The organism is Amycolatopsis sp. NPDC051061 (assembly GCF_040682935.1).
Lineage (GTDB): Bacteria > Actinomycetota > Actinomycetes > Mycobacteriales > Pseudonocardiaceae > Amycolatopsis.
On the sequence record NZ_JBFBBZ010000058.1, the window covers coordinates 43,756 to 59,208 of the forward strand.

The window sequence follows — 15,453 nt, forward strand, 5'->3', positions numbered from 1 at the left end:
CCTACGGCGTGGTGAACTTCAGCTGGAGCGCCCGCCGGACGGCGGACAGGTGGTGACGCATGGCCGCGGCGGCCGCCTCGGGGTTGTGGGTGACGATCGAGGCGAGAATGGCCTCGTGCTCCTGGAAGACCGTCGACCTGGGACGCGAGCGTTCCAGGTCGCGGTACTGCCGCAGCACCAGCGGGTAGAGCAGGCTGTCGACGAACCGGGTCAGCGTCACCTGACGCGCGGCGCGGCGGACCTGCTCGTGGAACTCGCGGTTGAGGGCCGAGTACTCGTCCCGGCCGTTCAGCTCCCGGCCGGCCCGCATGCGCTCGCAGGTGGCGGTCATCGCGGTGATGTCGTCCTCGGTGGCCCGCTCCGCCGCCTTCGCGGCCAAGGCCGCTTCCAGCACTTCGCGGGTCTCGAGGATCTCGATCGCCTCGTCTTCGGAGAACGACCGGGTGCGGGCGCTGCGGTTCGCCTCCGCGGAGACGTACCCTTCCTGCGCGAGGCGGGCGAGCACGGATCGGACGGTGCCGCGGGAGACCTGGAGCTTGACGGTGAGTTCCGTCTCGGTCAGGCGGGAGTCGGGGGCGTAGGTACCCGACAGGATCAGCCCGCGGAGGTCGAAGTACGCCTGCGAAGTCCGGTTGGCACCTGGATCGGGGTTGTCCGTGCGAAACGCACTCTTGCCCGTGTCCACACCCATGAGGGGCATACCTCCAGCACCATTCCGACCAGGGACGTCCGGTCGATCCTACGACGAACGACCGGGCTGCCCTGTTCGGACGCTCGGCGAGCACCAGGGCGTGGTGCTCGCCGCAACAGCCATGGGTGACCAGGCCGGATGGCTCGCCCGGCCACCAGCAACGCCGGCCCGCAGGTCAGCTCGTCACGATGAGGTCCTCGCGCCGGGACGCGGTCGTGCCGGACTTCGACGCCTGGATGACCACCCGGGGGACCGGGCCGCCCGCGATATCGAGTCCGCTGCAGAATCTGCCGGGCATCCCGGGGACGCCTACTGTGGCCATCAGAAACCGGCCGACCATGGTCTACGCCCGATCGGCGGCGACGCCGAGCACACCCACCCCCGGGAGCAGCACGTGGAGGAGAACCTGCTTGACGAGCGGGACGCCGCGCGGCGAGTGGACGACGTCACCGCCGCGTTGGATCGGCTGGCCGGCGCGTTCCAGGAGGAAGAGGAGCTGGCGGTGGTCCTGCAGCGGGTGTGCCGGCAGGTCGTGCACGCGGTGGCGGACGCCGAGATCGCCAGCATCACGCTGCTGCGCGACGGTGACCCGTATACGGCGACCGCGACCGGCGACCGTGCGCACCGCATCGACCAGGCCCAGTACGCCGCCGGTCGGGGGCCCTGCCTGGAGGCCGCCCGGACCGGCGAACTCCAGCGGGTCGAGGTGGCCGATGCGGCGCAGCGGTGGCCCGAGTTCGCCGCGGCCGCGCGCGAGGCAGCGGTCGTCGGCCATCTGTCCGCACCGCTGTTCGTCGACCACCAGTACCACGGTTCGCTCAACCTGTACGACACCGGCGGCAACCGCTTCGGCGCTCTCGACGCCGCGCTGCTGGAGCTCTACACCTCCGCCGCCGAAGCCGCACTGCGCAGCACCCGCCGGCACCAGGCCGCCCGCGAGACCATGAGACAGCTGCGCACCGCGTTGACCTCCCGTGCGGTGATCGACCAGGCGAAGGGCATCCTCATGGCCCTGCACTGTATCCCGTCCGGCGAGGCATTCGAAATGCTCGTCAAGGCGTCGCAAGAGCAGAACGTCAAATTACGCGAAGTCGCTCAAGATTTCGTGACCGCTGCCACAGCCGCCTCGAAGCAGCAATGACGTACTACGGCAAGACCCATGCGGCACGACGAAGACGCCGGCTCGCTGCTGAACCGACGTCGTCGCCGAATCCCCGCCAAGCACGGAAAGGGATTCACGGTGGCGTCTACCCGGATCGCCGGCCCTCTGAACACAGATCATGGTCCGACACGTGAACGCGCCAGCCCTCGTTGATGAGTTCGGAGTAGACCCGGACGACGGTGTTGCGGGCCACCTGCAGGTCGGCGGCCAGGGCACGGCTCGACGGCAGCCGGGTCCCGGGCGCGAGCCGGCCGGCTCGGATCGCCTCGCGGACGGCGTCCATGAGGCCGGCCCGCACGTTCCCGTCGAGCCGCCCCAGGTGCAGGTCGAGGCCCGTCGTCCGGGGTCGGCGCTCGGCCGTTCGGTCGCTCACGGGTCAACGATAGTGGCTGGTCACGATGCCGCTAGGCCAAGCTCGGGTCCAGCCACGGGCCTTCGGGCAGCGCCGGGAGCGCGAACTGCTCGTCGAAGGAGCAGAGGGGGAGCCGTTCGCCGAGGAACACTCACGGTGTGGCTGGCCGCATTGGATGCGTCGGAGCAGATGGCCCTGGCCGATGCCACTATCCACATCCGTACGTTTCGGCTTCTCGGCTACGCCTACTGCGAGCTGGGGTGTCACGATGAGGGCGTCGGCTATCTGGAGCGGGCGCTTGAACTCGCAGAACGCCACCGCGATGCGACCGAACAGGCTCACGTCCACCGGCTCTTGACCAGGGTGTGGGGCTATCGCGGCGACTTTCGGCGCGCGCTCGACCACGCAGAAAAGGCGCTCGATCATTTTCAAGCCATCGAGGATCCGGGCCCGGAGGCGGAAGCACTCAACGCAGCCGGCTGGTGCAACGCCGTACTGGGCGAGTACGACACCGCACATGCTCGCTGTCAAGCTGCCCTCGACCTATTCCGGCGCCTCCGGGACACCGATGGCGAAGCAGCCACCTTGGACAGTCTCGGATACATCGAACACCACAGCGGCCGCCACGATTGTGCCGTCAGCAACTACACGCGCGCCATTGCGCTGCAACGTGAACTCGGCGATCCGCGAAATGAAGCCGAGACATTGGAAAACCTAGGCCATTCCCAAGCTGCTCTCGGACAGTACCAGGATTCTGGTGAAACCTTCCGACGAGCTCACGAGCTGTACCTTGCGCAGGAACGTGACGAAGAAGCACGACGGATTCAACAGCAGATCGATATGTTGCATCACACTCATCACGGAACGGGCTGAGCGGCGAACAAGGTGCTTGGTCAAATAGCCGGTCGTTCCAGCGTTGCCTATTACAAGTGATGGAAGACGTCGCCCCGTCATCTGCCTGACACGACATCAGTCCCTCCCGTGACCTTCTGCCCATTGAGCGCGTCGGTACGCACGCACATCGGCTGATGAGAGCGCGTCTGGAGCGCGAGAATCGCTCTGTCGGCGGTAGTTTCGCAGCCCAAGCTCCTGTCGATGCTCCTGATCGATGCCGCCGACAAACGCCACGGCCAACCGCTGGGCAATCGACGTCGGCCTCGCCGCCCGGCTCGACCTCGAGCAGCTGGACTACCTCGCTGTTCGCGGCATGAGCGGGCGTTTGTTCAAAGATGCGGGCCGGCGGGGAGAGGGCGACTGCGTGACGGGGCTTCTGGGACGTGGCCGGGGTCAGCGGGTGCTGACCGTCCGGTGGTGTTGCGGGATGCGAGGTCGGCGGAGATGTCCTGGAACCATCGCAGCGCCGGGGGGAGGTGTTCCACGTCGGTAGCTTTGCGCAATGCAGGATCGCGCGTTGATCGGCGGCCCCGTAGGCATCCACGAAAAGGTGGAGCCGTCTGGGCACGTCGGACACGGGATCGAGTTTCGCGGTCAGTCGTCACCGCGGTATCCCGGACGTCGTCCGCCGCCTACGCTGCTGCTTGGCGGCCATGATCGGCAGCGGTGTGGGCAGGCCGGGCGGGGAGCATGAGTAAGGTCGCGTGAGAGTGGCCGAGCATCAGGGAGGTGGTCACCGCGATTCCGTCAACGATGCAGCAGGTCGGCATTCTTGTGATTCTGGTGCTTCCCGGTGTCTTCTATCAGGCAGTCCGCGACCGGTTGAAGGGCCCGGTGGCCGCGGAGCGGGAGCCGGGTAACCGGCTGCTGCGGGTGATGGCCGCCAGCGCGCTCCTCGACGTGTGCTACGCCCTCGTTGCCGGCCCCTGGCTGGTCGAAATGATCGTCGGTAACGGCCCGGGCCCGCTTTCCGGCGTGGTCCGATATCCCCGCACGGTAGGGCTGATCGCGCTGCTGCTGGTGGTAGCCGTCCCGGCGGGACTGGCCTGGGCCGAGGCGGCGCTGGTACGGCGCCGGGGCCGACCTGTCTACGACCCTGTGCCCACGGCTTGGGACGCGTTGTTCCGGCGGCGGAGCAGTTGCTTCGTGCGGGTGCGTACGAAATCCGGGGCCTGGGTAGGGGGTTGGTACGGGAGAAAATCCTTTGCCGCCGCATACCCGCAAACTGCCGACCTGTTCCTGGAGTCCCAATATCGATTGACGGCGGACGGTACTTTCCTGGAGAAGATGCCCGCGACCGGCGGGGTTTACATCAGCGGCGCCGAGGTGGAGGTGCTCGAGATCCTTGAACGAGAACAAGTTCACGACGAATGAAAATGCGGACGCTGAAACGTTGGCGGAGAAGCTGCTGGCCACGGCGGAGGGTGACGGCCTCCGCGGTTATCACCCCGTCGACGCGGTGGAGGAACCCGCCACACCGCCCTCCGGCCCCGGCGGGGTCAGCCTCCCTGATAGGTCAGACGAGGCGCCGGCCGAGGCGGACTAGGGGCCGAAGTGGCAATGTGCAGCCCACAGCCAGGGCTCCTCGGGCCTTCTCTGCCGGGCCCAGATCGTTGCCTCGCGCACGGCATGTGCCGGTCCATCGCCCCGCGTGCGCAGGATGTCGTACGTGCGCACGGTGAGCGCAGCGGCAGCGCGGTCCGGGGTCGGCCACATCGTGGCGATGACCTGCCGGTATCCGGCGAGCTGGAAGGCGGCCGCCACATGCAGCGACTCGTCCGCGAGCGGCATGCTGCCGCGGGCCGTGTCACAGGCCGCCAGGAACGCCAACTCCGCGCCGTGGAGCCGCAGGTCGGACACGTCGCGCAGGACCAACTCCCCGTCGTGCAGCAACAGGTGGGCGCCCAGTGGCGAGCCGCCACCCGCGGCTTGTGCATGACACGCCAGGTGGACCCAGGGTGCCGACTTCAGCGCGTTCAGCACGGCCTTCTTGGTCGCAGCCTCGCCCGATAGTCCGCGCGTCTTCGGGAACAGTGTGCGCAGCAGGTGCTCCTCCTGGGCCGCCGCGGGCAGATCCGGGTGGCCGGGTGTCCGCGGCATCGCGACCACCAGCAGTTCCTCGGGGACGGGACGCCCCGGACCGCTGTGCCGCAGCAGTGCGTGCACCAACGGCGTATAGGACGAGACCACCCGGTCCAGCACGGTGTCGCCGGTGCCGCGCCGGTGGTGTCCCGCCGCGTGCAACGGAAGAAAGGCCAGGAGCCCGGTGGGACACCACCACATGCGCGGCCGCCCCGCAGCTGCCGGGCCCAACGCGTCGAGCACCGGTCCGGTCACGTGGTCCCACAGCCAGGAGAGGACGCCGTGCACGGCTTCGCTCGCCTCGCTCGGCCGCCCTCCGGCGTGGGCGGTGACGATCGCTTCTTGTAGCGCGACCACCTGGCCGGCGACGGATTCCGGCGTCAGCCCGGACAACGGCACGGTCATGAGCTTGTCCGCCGTGAGCAGGAGCGCGTCCGAGCCGACCGAACTCACGTTCACCACGACCACCGGACCCCGCCGGGCGGCGTGCAGCAGCCGCCGCACGGGAAGCGGCCGGAGAAAATCGTGGAACCCGGGGAGCGTCCGGATCTCGCCGAGGACGTCACCGCCCTCCCGCGCCACCGCGTGCCGCATCTCGTAGGGGACGACCATATGGGGTTCGGCGGAGTCCATACGCGCGGCAAAGCGGTGTACCCACTGCCTGAGGTTCCACGCCAAGAACCGTTCCCACACCTCGGGATGACGGCGCTGTAGCTCGTGGACCTCGTCGTGATCCGCGAGCGCACCACCGTTTTCCAGTGCATCGCCCAGCAGGATGCCGCGGCCGTGTTCGAGCAGGCGGAGTGCGCCTTCGGGGTCTGCATTGCGGAGCGCATAGGCTGCCGCGTCCGACGCGACCGAGGGATGTCGGGTCAGCAGCCGCATCCGGTGGGGCTCGGTGAGTTCATGGCGCCCCGCCGCAGCCAGCGACTCGACCGCGAACGCGCCGGCTTCGGCCGCTTCTGCCGGCCTTCCGGCCTCCCAGGCGGCCGCCGCCCACGTGATCGCGCCTCGGACACGAACGTTCGGATAGGCGATTTCCATGCGGGCCAGGCGTCGTCCGGAGCCGACGGCATCGCGCAAGGAGTCGGTGCTGCCCGTGCGTTGGTAGTGGCGGAACTTGACGCGCGCCGCAGCCTCCAGGACCACGGGATCATCCCCGCCGGCTCCGCCTCGATGGTCGAGAGCGTGATGCACCGTCGCGATCGCCGCGTCGAGATCTTCGCGTGCCGCCCGGTCGTCGTATCGTTGCAGGAGAAGATCGGCCAGTTGGGCCAGCCGTGATCCCCGGCGCGGGTCCTCGGCCGCAGTATGGTGGACTGCTTCGCGGTGCAGCGCAATGGCCTCGTCCAAGGAGCCGGGCTCCCCGTCTTGTCGAAGACGGGGCCTCACCGCGGCAGCCAGCTCGGTCAGGAGCATCGCCCGCTCAGGGTGGTGGGGCGGTGCTGTCTCCACCGCCTCGCGCAGGAGCCCCAAGCTCTCGTCGGCGGACTGCGCGGAACCGGTGAGCTCGTAGCTCGTCTGCAGCAGCATGCCGAGCCCTGCGAGGTGGACGGCACGCTGCTCGGGGTCATCGACGGGGACCTCGGCCAAGCCCAGGCGGCGCATCGTGATCGCCTCTTCGAGGACGGCTGGATCAAGGGTCCGGGCATACCGCTCTGCGAGTTCCGAGCCGAGGTTGTAGTGAATCTTGGCGCGCAGGCCCGGGTCGGTGTCGGCCCGGGCCGCGGTGCGCTGCAGCTCGATCGCCTCGTCCAACGCGCCGTGCGACCCCTGATGACCGCTCTGGGCACCCAGCGCCTGAGACAGCACCGCCTGCCGATGGGCGAGCCGCGGGTCGTCCCGCGGAGTGGCGTCCACGGCGGCGCGGGCCGCGTCCACGGCGGCAGCGGCGCCCTCCGGCGAACGACTCAGCTGGTGCAGGTCGATCAGGGTATTCGCCAGGTTGGACAGGCACAGCGGGAGCCACGGGTCGTCAGGCGGCAGCAAGTCGGCCGCGGTGCGGTAGGCGTCCGCGGCCTCGCGCAGGTCAGCGGGATCGAGCGTGCCGCCGGCTGCGGAGAGGTGAGCCCGCAGCGCGTAGGCGAACCGGAACGCCAAGTCGCCGCGCCCCGCGGCCGGGACGTGGTCGGCGAGGTTGCGCAGCGCCGAGCGGTACAACTCGACGGCTTCCCCCAGCAGGGCCGGGTCCGCCCGGGTCCGCCGCCACTCTTGGAAGCACAGCTCGGCGGTGTCGGAAGCGCGCTGCGCATACAGCGGATGGTCGTGCGGTGTCCGCGCCACGGCTTGCCGGCCCGCGGTTACGGCCTCCGCGGCCAAGGCGGGATCACCGGTGGCCCGGTGCAGCGACACCAGCGCCGACGCGAGCACGGCCAGGACGCGAGGCGCGTCGATCGCCCCCGTGTCGGCCAGCGCCGCCTCCCGCAGCGAGGCCACGGCGTCGGCAGCCGCGTCGAGGTCGCCCGTCTCCAGATGCAGGTGCCATGAGACGGTGCCCAGATTGAACAGACGCTCGTAGCGTTCAGCTCCCGAGGTCGGAAAAGCCTCCCGCGCTGCCCGCATCGACCGGGTGGCCTCGACAAGACATTGCCGGTTGCCCGTGCGCTCGAAGCACGTGAACTGCGACAGGCCGCGTTCGTAGTGATAGCGCGGCAACCGCTCCAACGCCGTGTCCAGGTCTCCGTCGGAATCGGCGTAGAGCTCCTCGATCGCCGAGGGCACCCGGCCGCCGGAATGGCGATAGTGCACGAGCAGTTTCGTCGCCAAGGTCAACTCATCCGGATCCGGTCCGTCGGGTGCCACCATGCAGCGGTACCACAACAACCAGCCCGCGAGTTGGAACGCCTCCGCAGGCTTCCACGCCATGCTCAGCGAGTGGACCAACTCGCGTGCCTCCCCGGCGGCCTCCGGAACCATGACGTCATCGACGTTGCCCGCGTCAAAGCGGCGCAACCGGCTCCGCAGCGCGTCGAGGAGTGCCTCGGCCAACGCTCGGTCGTCGCTCCCACGACCACTCAAAATCCGAACTCCCAGTCTCGACGCACTCCTTTTCCAGGAGCCATCGCATTCGGGGCAGCTTCACGATTGTCACCGCATGACGCGGCGTTGCCAACGCTCCCCGTCCCCAATGATGATTACGCTGGCAGAACGCCTTGCTGGTGCGGAAACACCGCCCACGATCGCGCCCGCCCGCACCAAGCCGCCGTCCACATCAGCGAAGGCAGCGTTGCCCCTTCGCAAGGGAGAACACCACTACCGGAACTGCCCGTCACAGGTACAGTATGGCGCCGTTCTCGTGATCAATGAGCTCCACTCATCGATCACCGCCTGAACGGCCCACTCGGGTCTTCCCATCGGCATGACCGGACGTGAGCGCACGACCAGCGGCATGTGAGTGTGTTCGGCCAAGCCTCCGGTGTTGCTGACAAGCTGGGGCCTCGGCTGCCGCGGACCACGAATGCGGCATTCCGCGGCGCGAGCGACCTTCGCGTGAACACGCAAGCTGGCTACTGGGGAAGGGGGAGAACCGGCGTGTCAACGGATCCGGTCAAGCCGCTGTGACGTCTGTGTGACCGTCTCACCCGTACGCTGGCGTTTTCGGTTCGAAGTCGGGCGGAGGGCGGAGGGGCGACGGGTGAGGGTCCTGGTGGTCGAGGATCACGTGCGGCTCGCTCAGTCCGTGGCGCGCGTGCTGCGGCGCGAGGGCATGGCGGTCGACGTCGCGTTCGACGGGGCGGTGGCGCTCGACCGGACCGTCGAGGTGGACTACGACGTGGTGGTCCTGGACCGGGATCTGCCGGGTGTGCCCGGCGACGAGGTGTGCCGCCGGCTGATGCGGGAGCCGCTGCGTACGCGGGTGCTCATGCTGACCGCCGCCGGCACCGTCGCCGACCGCGTGGCGGGGCTGTCCCTCGGCGCGGACGACTACCTGCCGAAGCCGTTCGCGTATCCCGAGCTGGTGGCGCGCATCCGGGCTCTCGGCCGGCGGGCCCAGCCTGCCGTACCGCCGATCCTGGTGCGCGGGGACCTGGCGCTGGACCCGGCCCGGCGGGTCGCCACCCGGGCCGGGACGCGGCTGGCGCTCAACCCCAAGGAGCTGGGTGTTCTCGAATGCCTGCTGGCCGCCCAGGGCCGGGTCGTCTCCGCCGAGGAGCTCCTGGAACGGGTGTGGGACGAGGCCGCTGATCCCTTCACGACGACGGTGAAGGCCACCATGAACCGCCTGCGCTCGAAGATCGGCGAGCCGCCCCTCATCGAGACCGTTCCCCGGGCCGGCTACCGGATCTGAGCTGAAAAGGAGTTCCCGTGGGGTTGATTTCCCGCATCTCCGGCATGCGGGTCCGGCTGCGGCTCACCCTCCTGTACGGCGTGCTCTTCCTGCTCTCCGGTGCCGTGCTGCTGACCATCACCTACCTGCTCGTCGAACACGGCGGGTCGAACGTCGCGCTGTCCACGCACAACACGACGTCCGCCGGCGATGAAAGCGTCAGCATCATCCTGGGCGAGACCTTGCCGGCGGACGCCCGGCTGACCGAGGCGGAGCGGCGCATCGCCGAGGCGGTCCAGGAACAGGCCGTCCAGCAGCACGCGGAGACCATGCACCAGTTGCTCGTGAAGTCGGGTGTGGCGCTCGCCGTCATGTCGGTCATCGCGGTCGTGCTCGGCTGGCTGGTGGCCGGGCGGGTGCTGCGGCCGCTGCGCACCATGACCGACACCATTCAGCTCATCTCGGCCCGGAACGTGCACGAACGGCTGGCCGTCACCGGTCCGCGTGACGAGGTGAAGAGTCTCGCGGACACCGTCGACGGGCTGCTCGGCCGGCTGGAGTCCGCGCTCGACTCGCACAAGCGGTTCGTCGCCAACGCCGCGCACGAACTGCGTACGCCGCTGACGCTGGAGCACGCCCTGCTGGAGGAAACCGTCCTCGACACCGAGGCGACAGCGGACGGGTTCCGCGCCCAGTTCAAGGAACTGATGGTCGTCAGTGACCAGCAGGCCCGGCTCCTCGACTCGCTGCTCGTCCTGGCGACCAGCGAGCGCGGCCTGGACCGCCGGGAGAGCGTCGACCTGTCCGGACTGACCGGCGACGTGCTCCAAGCCGCCGAGCCGAAGGCACGACACCACGACCTGGCCGTCGACGCGGACGTCCGGCCCGCGCACGTCACCGGCGACCCCGCGCTCGTCGCGCGGATGGTGGCCAACCTGGTCGACAACGCGCTGACCTACAACGTCGCGGGCGGGCGGGTGGAGGTGGCGACGGGCACGGAGGACGGTCGTGCCTTCCTGTGGGTGGCCAATACGGGGCCGGTCGTCCCGCCGGAGACGGTGGAGTTGCTGCTCAGCCCGTTCGAACGGCTCGACCGCGCAGCCGCCGACGACGGCCATCACGGCCTCGGGCTGTCCATCGTCGACTCGATCGCCGCGGCCCACTCGGCGGACCTGACCCTGTGCGCTCGGCCGGCCGGTGGTCTCGCGATCAGGGTTCTGTTTCCTCGTGCGGAAAGCCGACTCGAGAAAGCCGGGTAAGCGCGTTCTTGTGCCCGTGCTGTGACCGGCCGGAGTGTAGAACTTCACGCATGGCGAACAACAAACGTCCACTGTGGATTACCTCCGCGTCCTTCCTGCTGCTTGCCGTGGCGTCAACCGGTTGCGCCACGGAGCAGGACCCGAAAGTCGTGACCGCGAACCCCGGCGCCACAAGCAGTGCCGGTCCGGCGGGCAGCGGAGAGGCTTCGCTGGTGAAGTTCTCGCAGTGCGTGCGCGATCAGGGCTTCTCGTGGTACCCCGACCCGCAGCCCGACGGCGGTTTGGTGGTGCACAACCCCGACGGCGTCGACCAGAGCAAGCTGGCCAAGGCCGAGGAGGCGTGCAAGAAGTACCAGCCCGGCCAGGGCCGGCAGGGTCCGCTTCCCGCCGAGGACCTCAAAAAGATCCAGCAGGTGTCGCAGTGCATGCGGGATCACGGATTCGCGAAGTATCCGGACCCCGACGCGAACGGTTCCCTCACGATCGACTCCCAGACGCTCGGTGTCGAGCCCGGCGACCCGGCCTTCCAGAAGACGATGCGGGAGTGCCAGAAGTTCATGCCGGCCCCGAAGAGCAGCAAGGGAAACTCTTGATGGGTGCGCGACGGACCACGGGCGTGGTCGCCGGCGTGGTCTCGGCCGGGGCCGTGGTCGCCGCGATCACGGCCGTCAACCTGCCGGACGCCGGCAGCAGCCCCGCCTCGGCCGAGGCCAGGCCGGTGACCACCACCGAGATCACCGAACAGACACTCACCGACCGGGAGAACCACGGCGGCACGCTCGGCCACGGCGACACCGCGACGATCTCCTCGCGGGCCGACGGCACCGTCACCGGACTGCCCGCGGAAGGCGCGATCGTCACCCGCGGCGCGGCGCTCTTCCGCCTCGACAACAAGCCGGTCACCCTGCTCTACGGCTCGCTTCCCGCCTATCGCCCGCTCTCGACGGGTGCCAAGGGCGCCGATGTCCGGCAGTTCGAGCAGAATCTTTGGGCACTGGGCTACCGGGGCTTCACCGTCGATGAGACGTACAACGCCTCGACCGCCTCCGCGGTCGGACACTGGCAGCAAGACTTCGGTCTCACCAAGACCGGCTCGGTCGACCCCGGCCAGATCGTCTACGCCCCCGGCGACGTGCGCGTGGACTCGCTCATCCTGCAGGTGGGGGCCGTGGTCGGGCCCGGCGCCGCGGTGGAGAAGGTCGCCGACACCACGCCGCTGGTCACGGTCGAGCTGGAGATGACCTCGGCGCGCCTGGCCAAGCAGGGCGCTCCGGTGCAGATCACGCCGTCCGACGGCAAGCCCGTGCCGGGCCGGATCAGCAAGGTCGTCACGGTCGTGAGCCCTGGCGAGAAAGGTGACGGGTACACCACCAAGATCCACGTGACGATCGGCTTCACCGCGCCGGTCCAGAGCCCGAACCCGGCCACTGTCACCGTCGCCTTCACCGCCGGCGAGCGACCCGATGTCCTCGCCGTTCCGGTGGTCGCGCTGCTCGCGCTCGCCGAGGGCGGGTACGGGGTGCAGGTCGCCGACGGAGGCACGACGCGGATCGTGGCCGTGGAGACCGGGCTCTTCGCCGACGGCAAGGTGGAGATCACCGGGACCGGGTTGCGGGCCGGCCTGAAGGTGACGGTGCCGTCGTGAACTCCCTCGCCACCGCCGTGCCCGCCGTCGCCGGCCACCCGGTGATCGAGCTCGCCGGCGTCGCCAAGACCTACTCCGGTGGGGTCACCGCGCTCCGCTCGGTCGACCTCGTCGTCGGCTATGGCGAACTGCTGGCGATCGTCGGGCCGTCGGGCTCGGGCAAGTCCACGATGCTGCACCTGATCGGCACGCTGGACCGGCCGTCGCAGGGCACCGTCCGGATCGACGGGCACGACGTGACGGCACTGTCCGACCGGCAGCTCTCCGCGTTGCGTGCCGGGCGCATCGGCTTCGTCTTCCAGCAGTTCCACCTCGCACCGGGGGCCGACGCGCTCGGCAACGTCGCCGACGGCCTGCTCTACACCGGAGCCGGCAAACGGGACCGCGAACGGCGCGCCGAGGCCGCGCTGGTGCGGGTCGGCCTGGGCGACCGGCTCACCCACCGCCCGCACCAGCTCTCCGGCGGCGAACGCCAACGGGTCGCCATCGCCCGCGCGGTCGTCGGCGACCCGCCACTTCTCCTTGCGGACGAGCCGACCGGAAACCTCGACTCCGCCTCCGGCGCCGCGGTGATGGAGCTGCTGCGCGAACTACACACGACCGGCACGACGGTCCTGGTCATCACGCACGACCGCGACATCGCCGACAGCCTGCCGCGCCAGGTGTCCATGCGCGACGGACGGGTGATCTGAGATGCCCCTCAAACCCATCCGGCTGCGCCCTTCGGACCTGGCCCGGCTCGGCGGATACGGCCTGCGCTCGCGCCCCCTGCGTGCCGTGCTGTCGGCGCTGGGCATCGCGATCGGCATCGCGGCGATGACCGCGGTGGTCGGCATCTCCGCCTCCAGCCGCGCCGGCCTCGACGAGGAGCTCGCCACGCTCGGCACCAACCTGCTGACCGTGTCGCCCGGCACCACGATGTTCGGCGAACGGGCCACGCTGCCCGACGAGTCGATCACCATGATCAACCGGATCGGGCCGGTGCGGTCGGCCACCGCGACCGGCGTGCTCAACGGCACCTACGTCTACCGCAACGACCGGATCCCGGCGGCGCAATCGGGCGGCCTGTCCGTGGTGGCGGCCCGGCTCGACCTGCTGGACGCGGTCGGCGGCGTGCTCGATCACGGCTCCTGGCTCAACGCGGCGACCGACCGGTACCCGGCGGTGGTGCTCGGCGCGGCGGCGGCCGAGCGGCTCGGGAACGTGCCGGCCGTCTACATCGGCGGCCGCTGGTGGGTCGTGGCCGGGGTGCTGCGGACGCTGCCCCTCGCGCCCGATCTCGACTCGGCGGTGCTCATGGGATGGCCGGCGGCCACGACCTACCTGGGCTTCGACGGGCATCCGACGAAGGTCTACACACGGTCGGTGGAGTCGCAGGTCGAGGCGGTACGCGCGGTGCTCGCACCCACGGCCGACCCGCAGGCACCGGGGGAGGTGCAGGTGTCGAAGCCCTCCGACGCGCTGGTGGCGCGACGCGCCACGAACGCGACGTTCACCGCGCTGCTGCTCGGGCTGGGCGCGGTCGCGCTGCTCGTGGGCGGGATCGGGGTCGCCAACACGATGGTGATCTCGGTACTGGAACGACGTGCGGAGATCGGCCTGCGCAGATCGCTCGGCGCCACCCAGGGCCAGATCCGGACCCAGTTCGTCGCGGAATCGCTGCTGCTGTCGCTGATCGGTGGCGCGTGCGGCGCGCTGCTCGGCTATCTGGTGACCGAGGTGTACGCCACCACTCAGCGGTGGCCCGCCGTGGTGCCTTCGTGGGTCCTCGCGGGCGGCGTCGGCGCGACCGTGCTCATCGGCGCGGCAGCGGGCCTGTACCCGGCGATCCGCGCCGCCCGTCTCGCACCCACCGAGGCCTTGGCGACGACCTGACGGAAGTCGTTCCCGATGCACATCCGACCGGAGAAAAGGGGATTCCATGCATCTCGTCCATCGACGGCGCCTCCTGGGCACCGCGCTGGCCATCGTCACCGGGCTGACGGTGCTGCCGCAGCCGGCGGGCGCGGCAACCACCGTCGCCCTCTCGTTGCCGGCGCCGACCGGCCCGCACCGGGTGGGTGCGACCGTGCTCGACCTGAAGGACACCTCCCGCGCTGATCCGTGGGTGCCGTCCGATCCGGCGCGGGAACTCATGGTCACCCTGTGGTACCCGACCGACGTGAACCACGGCGGCACGATCCCGTACGAAACGCGGGAAGAATCGGAAGGATATGTGGCGGGCAAGCACATCGAGGACTACCTCGCACCCGACAGCCTCAGCGAAGTCCCCACCCACGCGTACCTCGACGCGCCACCGGCCGGGCGGCCGCACAGCCTTCCGCTCGTCGTCCTTTCACCCGGCTACACCGCGCAGCGCAGTTCCATGACCAGCCTGGCCGAAGACCTGGCGAGCCACGGGTACGCCGTGGCGGCGATCGACCACACCTACGAGACGTACGCGATCCAGTTCCCGGACGGCCGGATCGCCCCCTGCGCGACCTGCGCGATCGACGACGACCAGGACACCTTCTTCCCGAAACTCCTCCGGGTGCACGCGGCCGACGTGTCGTTCGTGCTGAACCGGTTGACCGGCGCGCACCCGGCCTGGCCGGGTGGCCGCCTGATCGACACGTCCCGGATCGGCATGGCCGGGCACTCGGCCGGTGGCGCGGCGGCGCTCTCGACCATGCTCGCCGACTCGCGCGTCGACGCCGGTATCGACCTGGACGGCACGACCTGGGACCAGCTTCCCGGCACGGGCCTGTCCCGGCCGTTCCTGTTCCTCGGCACGCAGGCCGGGCATTCACCGGGCCAGGACCCCACGTGGGACCAGGACTTCAGCCGGCTGACCGGCTGGCGGCGCTGGCTCACGGTGGCCGGCACCGTGCACAGTTCGTTCGCCGACTACGGCGCGTTCGCCGATGAAATCGGTGTCGACCAGGGCGCCACCACGACGGGCCTGCGCTCCATCGACATCACCCGCCGGTACACCCTGGCCATGTTCGACCAGCACCTTCGGCACATCCGGCAGCCGCTGCTGGATTCCGCGTCATCCTGCTACCCCGAAGTCGCCATCGAGGCAGCGTAGTTCCCGCCTGCACCCGCGGCGGCCCGCCGCG

At 69.7% G+C, this 15,453-nt stretch carries 14 protein-coding genes and 1 pseudogene; 11 read left to right on the top strand and 4 right to left on the bottom strand.

The features are described from left to right. Position 1: 1 nt before the first annotated feature. Both AB0N03_RS44780 and AB0N03_RS44785 read right to left on the bottom strand, forming a co-directional pair. Positions 2-691, bottom strand: coding sequence for a GntR family transcriptional regulator (locus AB0N03_RS44780; protein ID WP_364386251.1), 690 nt, complete (start codon positions 689-691; stop codon positions 2-4). 175 nt (positions 692-866) lie between these two features. Next, positions 867-989, bottom strand: a complete 123-nt coding sequence (locus tag AB0N03_RS44785) for a hypothetical protein (protein WP_364386253.1) — start codon at positions 987-989, stop codon at positions 867-869. Positions 990-1,085: 96 nt separating this feature from the next. Here AB0N03_RS44785 and AB0N03_RS44790 point away from each other — a divergent pair, with 96 nt between their 5' ends. Beyond that, complete coding sequence (locus tag AB0N03_RS44790) at positions 1,086-1,832, top strand: GAF and ANTAR domain-containing protein (RefSeq protein ID WP_364386255.1); 747 nt, start codon at positions 1,086-1,088, stop codon at positions 1,830-1,832. 160 nt (positions 1,833-1,992) lie between these two features. Here the strand turns inward: AB0N03_RS44790 and AB0N03_RS44795 are convergent. Further along, a pseudogene (locus AB0N03_RS44795) lies at positions 1,993-2,178 on the bottom strand (GntR family transcriptional regulator); the annotation flags it as partial. A 183-nt stretch (positions 2,179-2,361) separates the two neighbouring features. Between AB0N03_RS44795 and AB0N03_RS44800 the strand changes: the two are divergent. The 3 genes from AB0N03_RS44800 to AB0N03_RS44810 all read left to right on the top strand — a co-directional run bounded on the left by AB0N03_RS44800 (position 2,362) and on the right by AB0N03_RS44810 (position 4,645). Beyond that, positions 2,362-3,078: a tetratricopeptide repeat protein gene (locus AB0N03_RS44800; RefSeq protein ID WP_364386257.1), complete on the top strand. Its 717-nt coding sequence runs from the start codon at positions 2,362-2,364 to the stop codon at positions 3,076-3,078. A gap of 750 nt (positions 3,079-3,828) precedes the next feature. Continuing rightward, on the top strand, positions 3,829-4,473 hold the full coding sequence (locus tag AB0N03_RS44805) for a DUF6338 family protein (protein WP_364386259.1): 645 nt from the start codon (positions 3,829-3,831) through the stop codon (positions 4,471-4,473). Beyond that, positions 4,445-4,645, top strand: a complete 201-nt coding sequence (locus AB0N03_RS44810) for a hypothetical protein (protein ID WP_364386261.1) — start codon at positions 4,445-4,447, stop codon at positions 4,643-4,645. The genes AB0N03_RS44805 and AB0N03_RS44810 overlap by 29 nt, the downstream gene beginning before the upstream one ends. Here AB0N03_RS44810 and AB0N03_RS44815 read toward each other — a convergent pair. Next, a complete protein-coding gene (locus tag AB0N03_RS44815) occupies positions 4,642-8,169 on the bottom strand; it encodes a CHAT domain-containing protein (RefSeq protein ID WP_364386263.1) in 3,528 nt (1,175 codons plus the stop codon). The genes AB0N03_RS44810 and AB0N03_RS44815 overlap by 4 nt on opposite strands. Positions 8,170-8,815: 646 nt before the next feature. Here AB0N03_RS44815 and AB0N03_RS44820 point away from each other — a divergent pair. The 7 genes from AB0N03_RS44820 to AB0N03_RS44850 all read left to right on the top strand — a co-directional run bounded on the left by AB0N03_RS44820 (position 8,816) and on the right by AB0N03_RS44850 (position 15,422). Then, entirely contained in the window at positions 8,816-9,469 is a 654-nt protein-coding gene (locus AB0N03_RS44820) for a response regulator transcription factor (protein WP_364386265.1), read from the top strand. 17 nt (positions 9,470-9,486) lie between these two features. Next, a complete protein-coding gene (locus AB0N03_RS44825) occupies positions 9,487-10,707 on the top strand; it encodes an ATP-binding protein (protein ID WP_364386267.1) in 1,221 nt (406 codons plus the stop codon). Between the two features lie 149 nt (positions 10,708-10,856). After that, on the top strand, positions 10,857-11,300 hold the full coding sequence (locus AB0N03_RS44830; protein ID WP_364386269.1) for a hypothetical protein: 444 nt from the start codon (positions 10,857-10,859) through the stop codon (positions 11,298-11,300). Next, positions 11,300-12,352 carry a peptidoglycan-binding protein gene (locus tag AB0N03_RS44835; protein WP_364386271.1) on the top strand — a complete coding sequence of 351 codons (1,053 nt, stop codon included), beginning with the start codon at positions 11,300-11,302 and terminating at the stop codon, positions 12,350-12,352. The genes AB0N03_RS44830 and AB0N03_RS44835 overlap by 1 nt, the downstream gene beginning before the upstream one ends. Then, entirely contained in the window at positions 12,349-13,044 is a 696-nt protein-coding gene (locus AB0N03_RS44840) for an ABC transporter ATP-binding protein (protein ID WP_364386273.1), read from the top strand. The genes AB0N03_RS44835 and AB0N03_RS44840 overlap by 4 nt, the downstream gene beginning before the upstream one ends. 1 nt (position 13,045) lies before the next feature. Then, positions 13,046-14,227, top strand: a complete 1,182-nt coding sequence (locus AB0N03_RS44845) for an ABC transporter permease (RefSeq protein WP_364386275.1) — start codon at positions 13,046-13,048, stop codon at positions 14,225-14,227. Between the two features lie 46 nt (positions 14,228-14,273). After that, complete coding sequence (locus tag AB0N03_RS44850; RefSeq protein WP_364386277.1) at positions 14,274-15,422, top strand: alpha/beta hydrolase; 1,149 nt, start codon at positions 14,274-14,276, stop codon at positions 15,420-15,422. Positions 15,423-15,453 lie beyond the last annotated feature (31 nt).

Bases quoted from the DNA above. Each gene is read 5' to 3' on its own strand.
- AB0N03_RS44780 (WP_364386251.1), bottom strand. From the start codon at position 691: ATGGGTGTGGACACGGGCAAGAGTGCGTTTCGCACGGACAACCCCGAT.
- AB0N03_RS44785 (WP_364386253.1), bottom strand. From the start codon at position 989: ATGCCCGGCAGATTCTGCAGCGGACTCGATATCGCGGGCGGCCCGGTC.
- AB0N03_RS44835 (WP_364386271.1), top strand. From the start codon at position 11,300: ATGGGTGCGCGACGGACCACGGGCGTGGTCGCCGGCGTGGTCTCGGCC.
- AB0N03_RS44845 (WP_364386275.1), top strand. From the start codon at position 13,046: ATGCCCCTCAAACCCATCCGGCTGCGCCCTTCGGACCTGGCCCGGCTC.
- AB0N03_RS44850 (WP_364386277.1), top strand. From the start codon at position 14,274: ATGCATCTCGTCCATCGACGGCGCCTCCTGGGCACCGCGCTGGCCATC.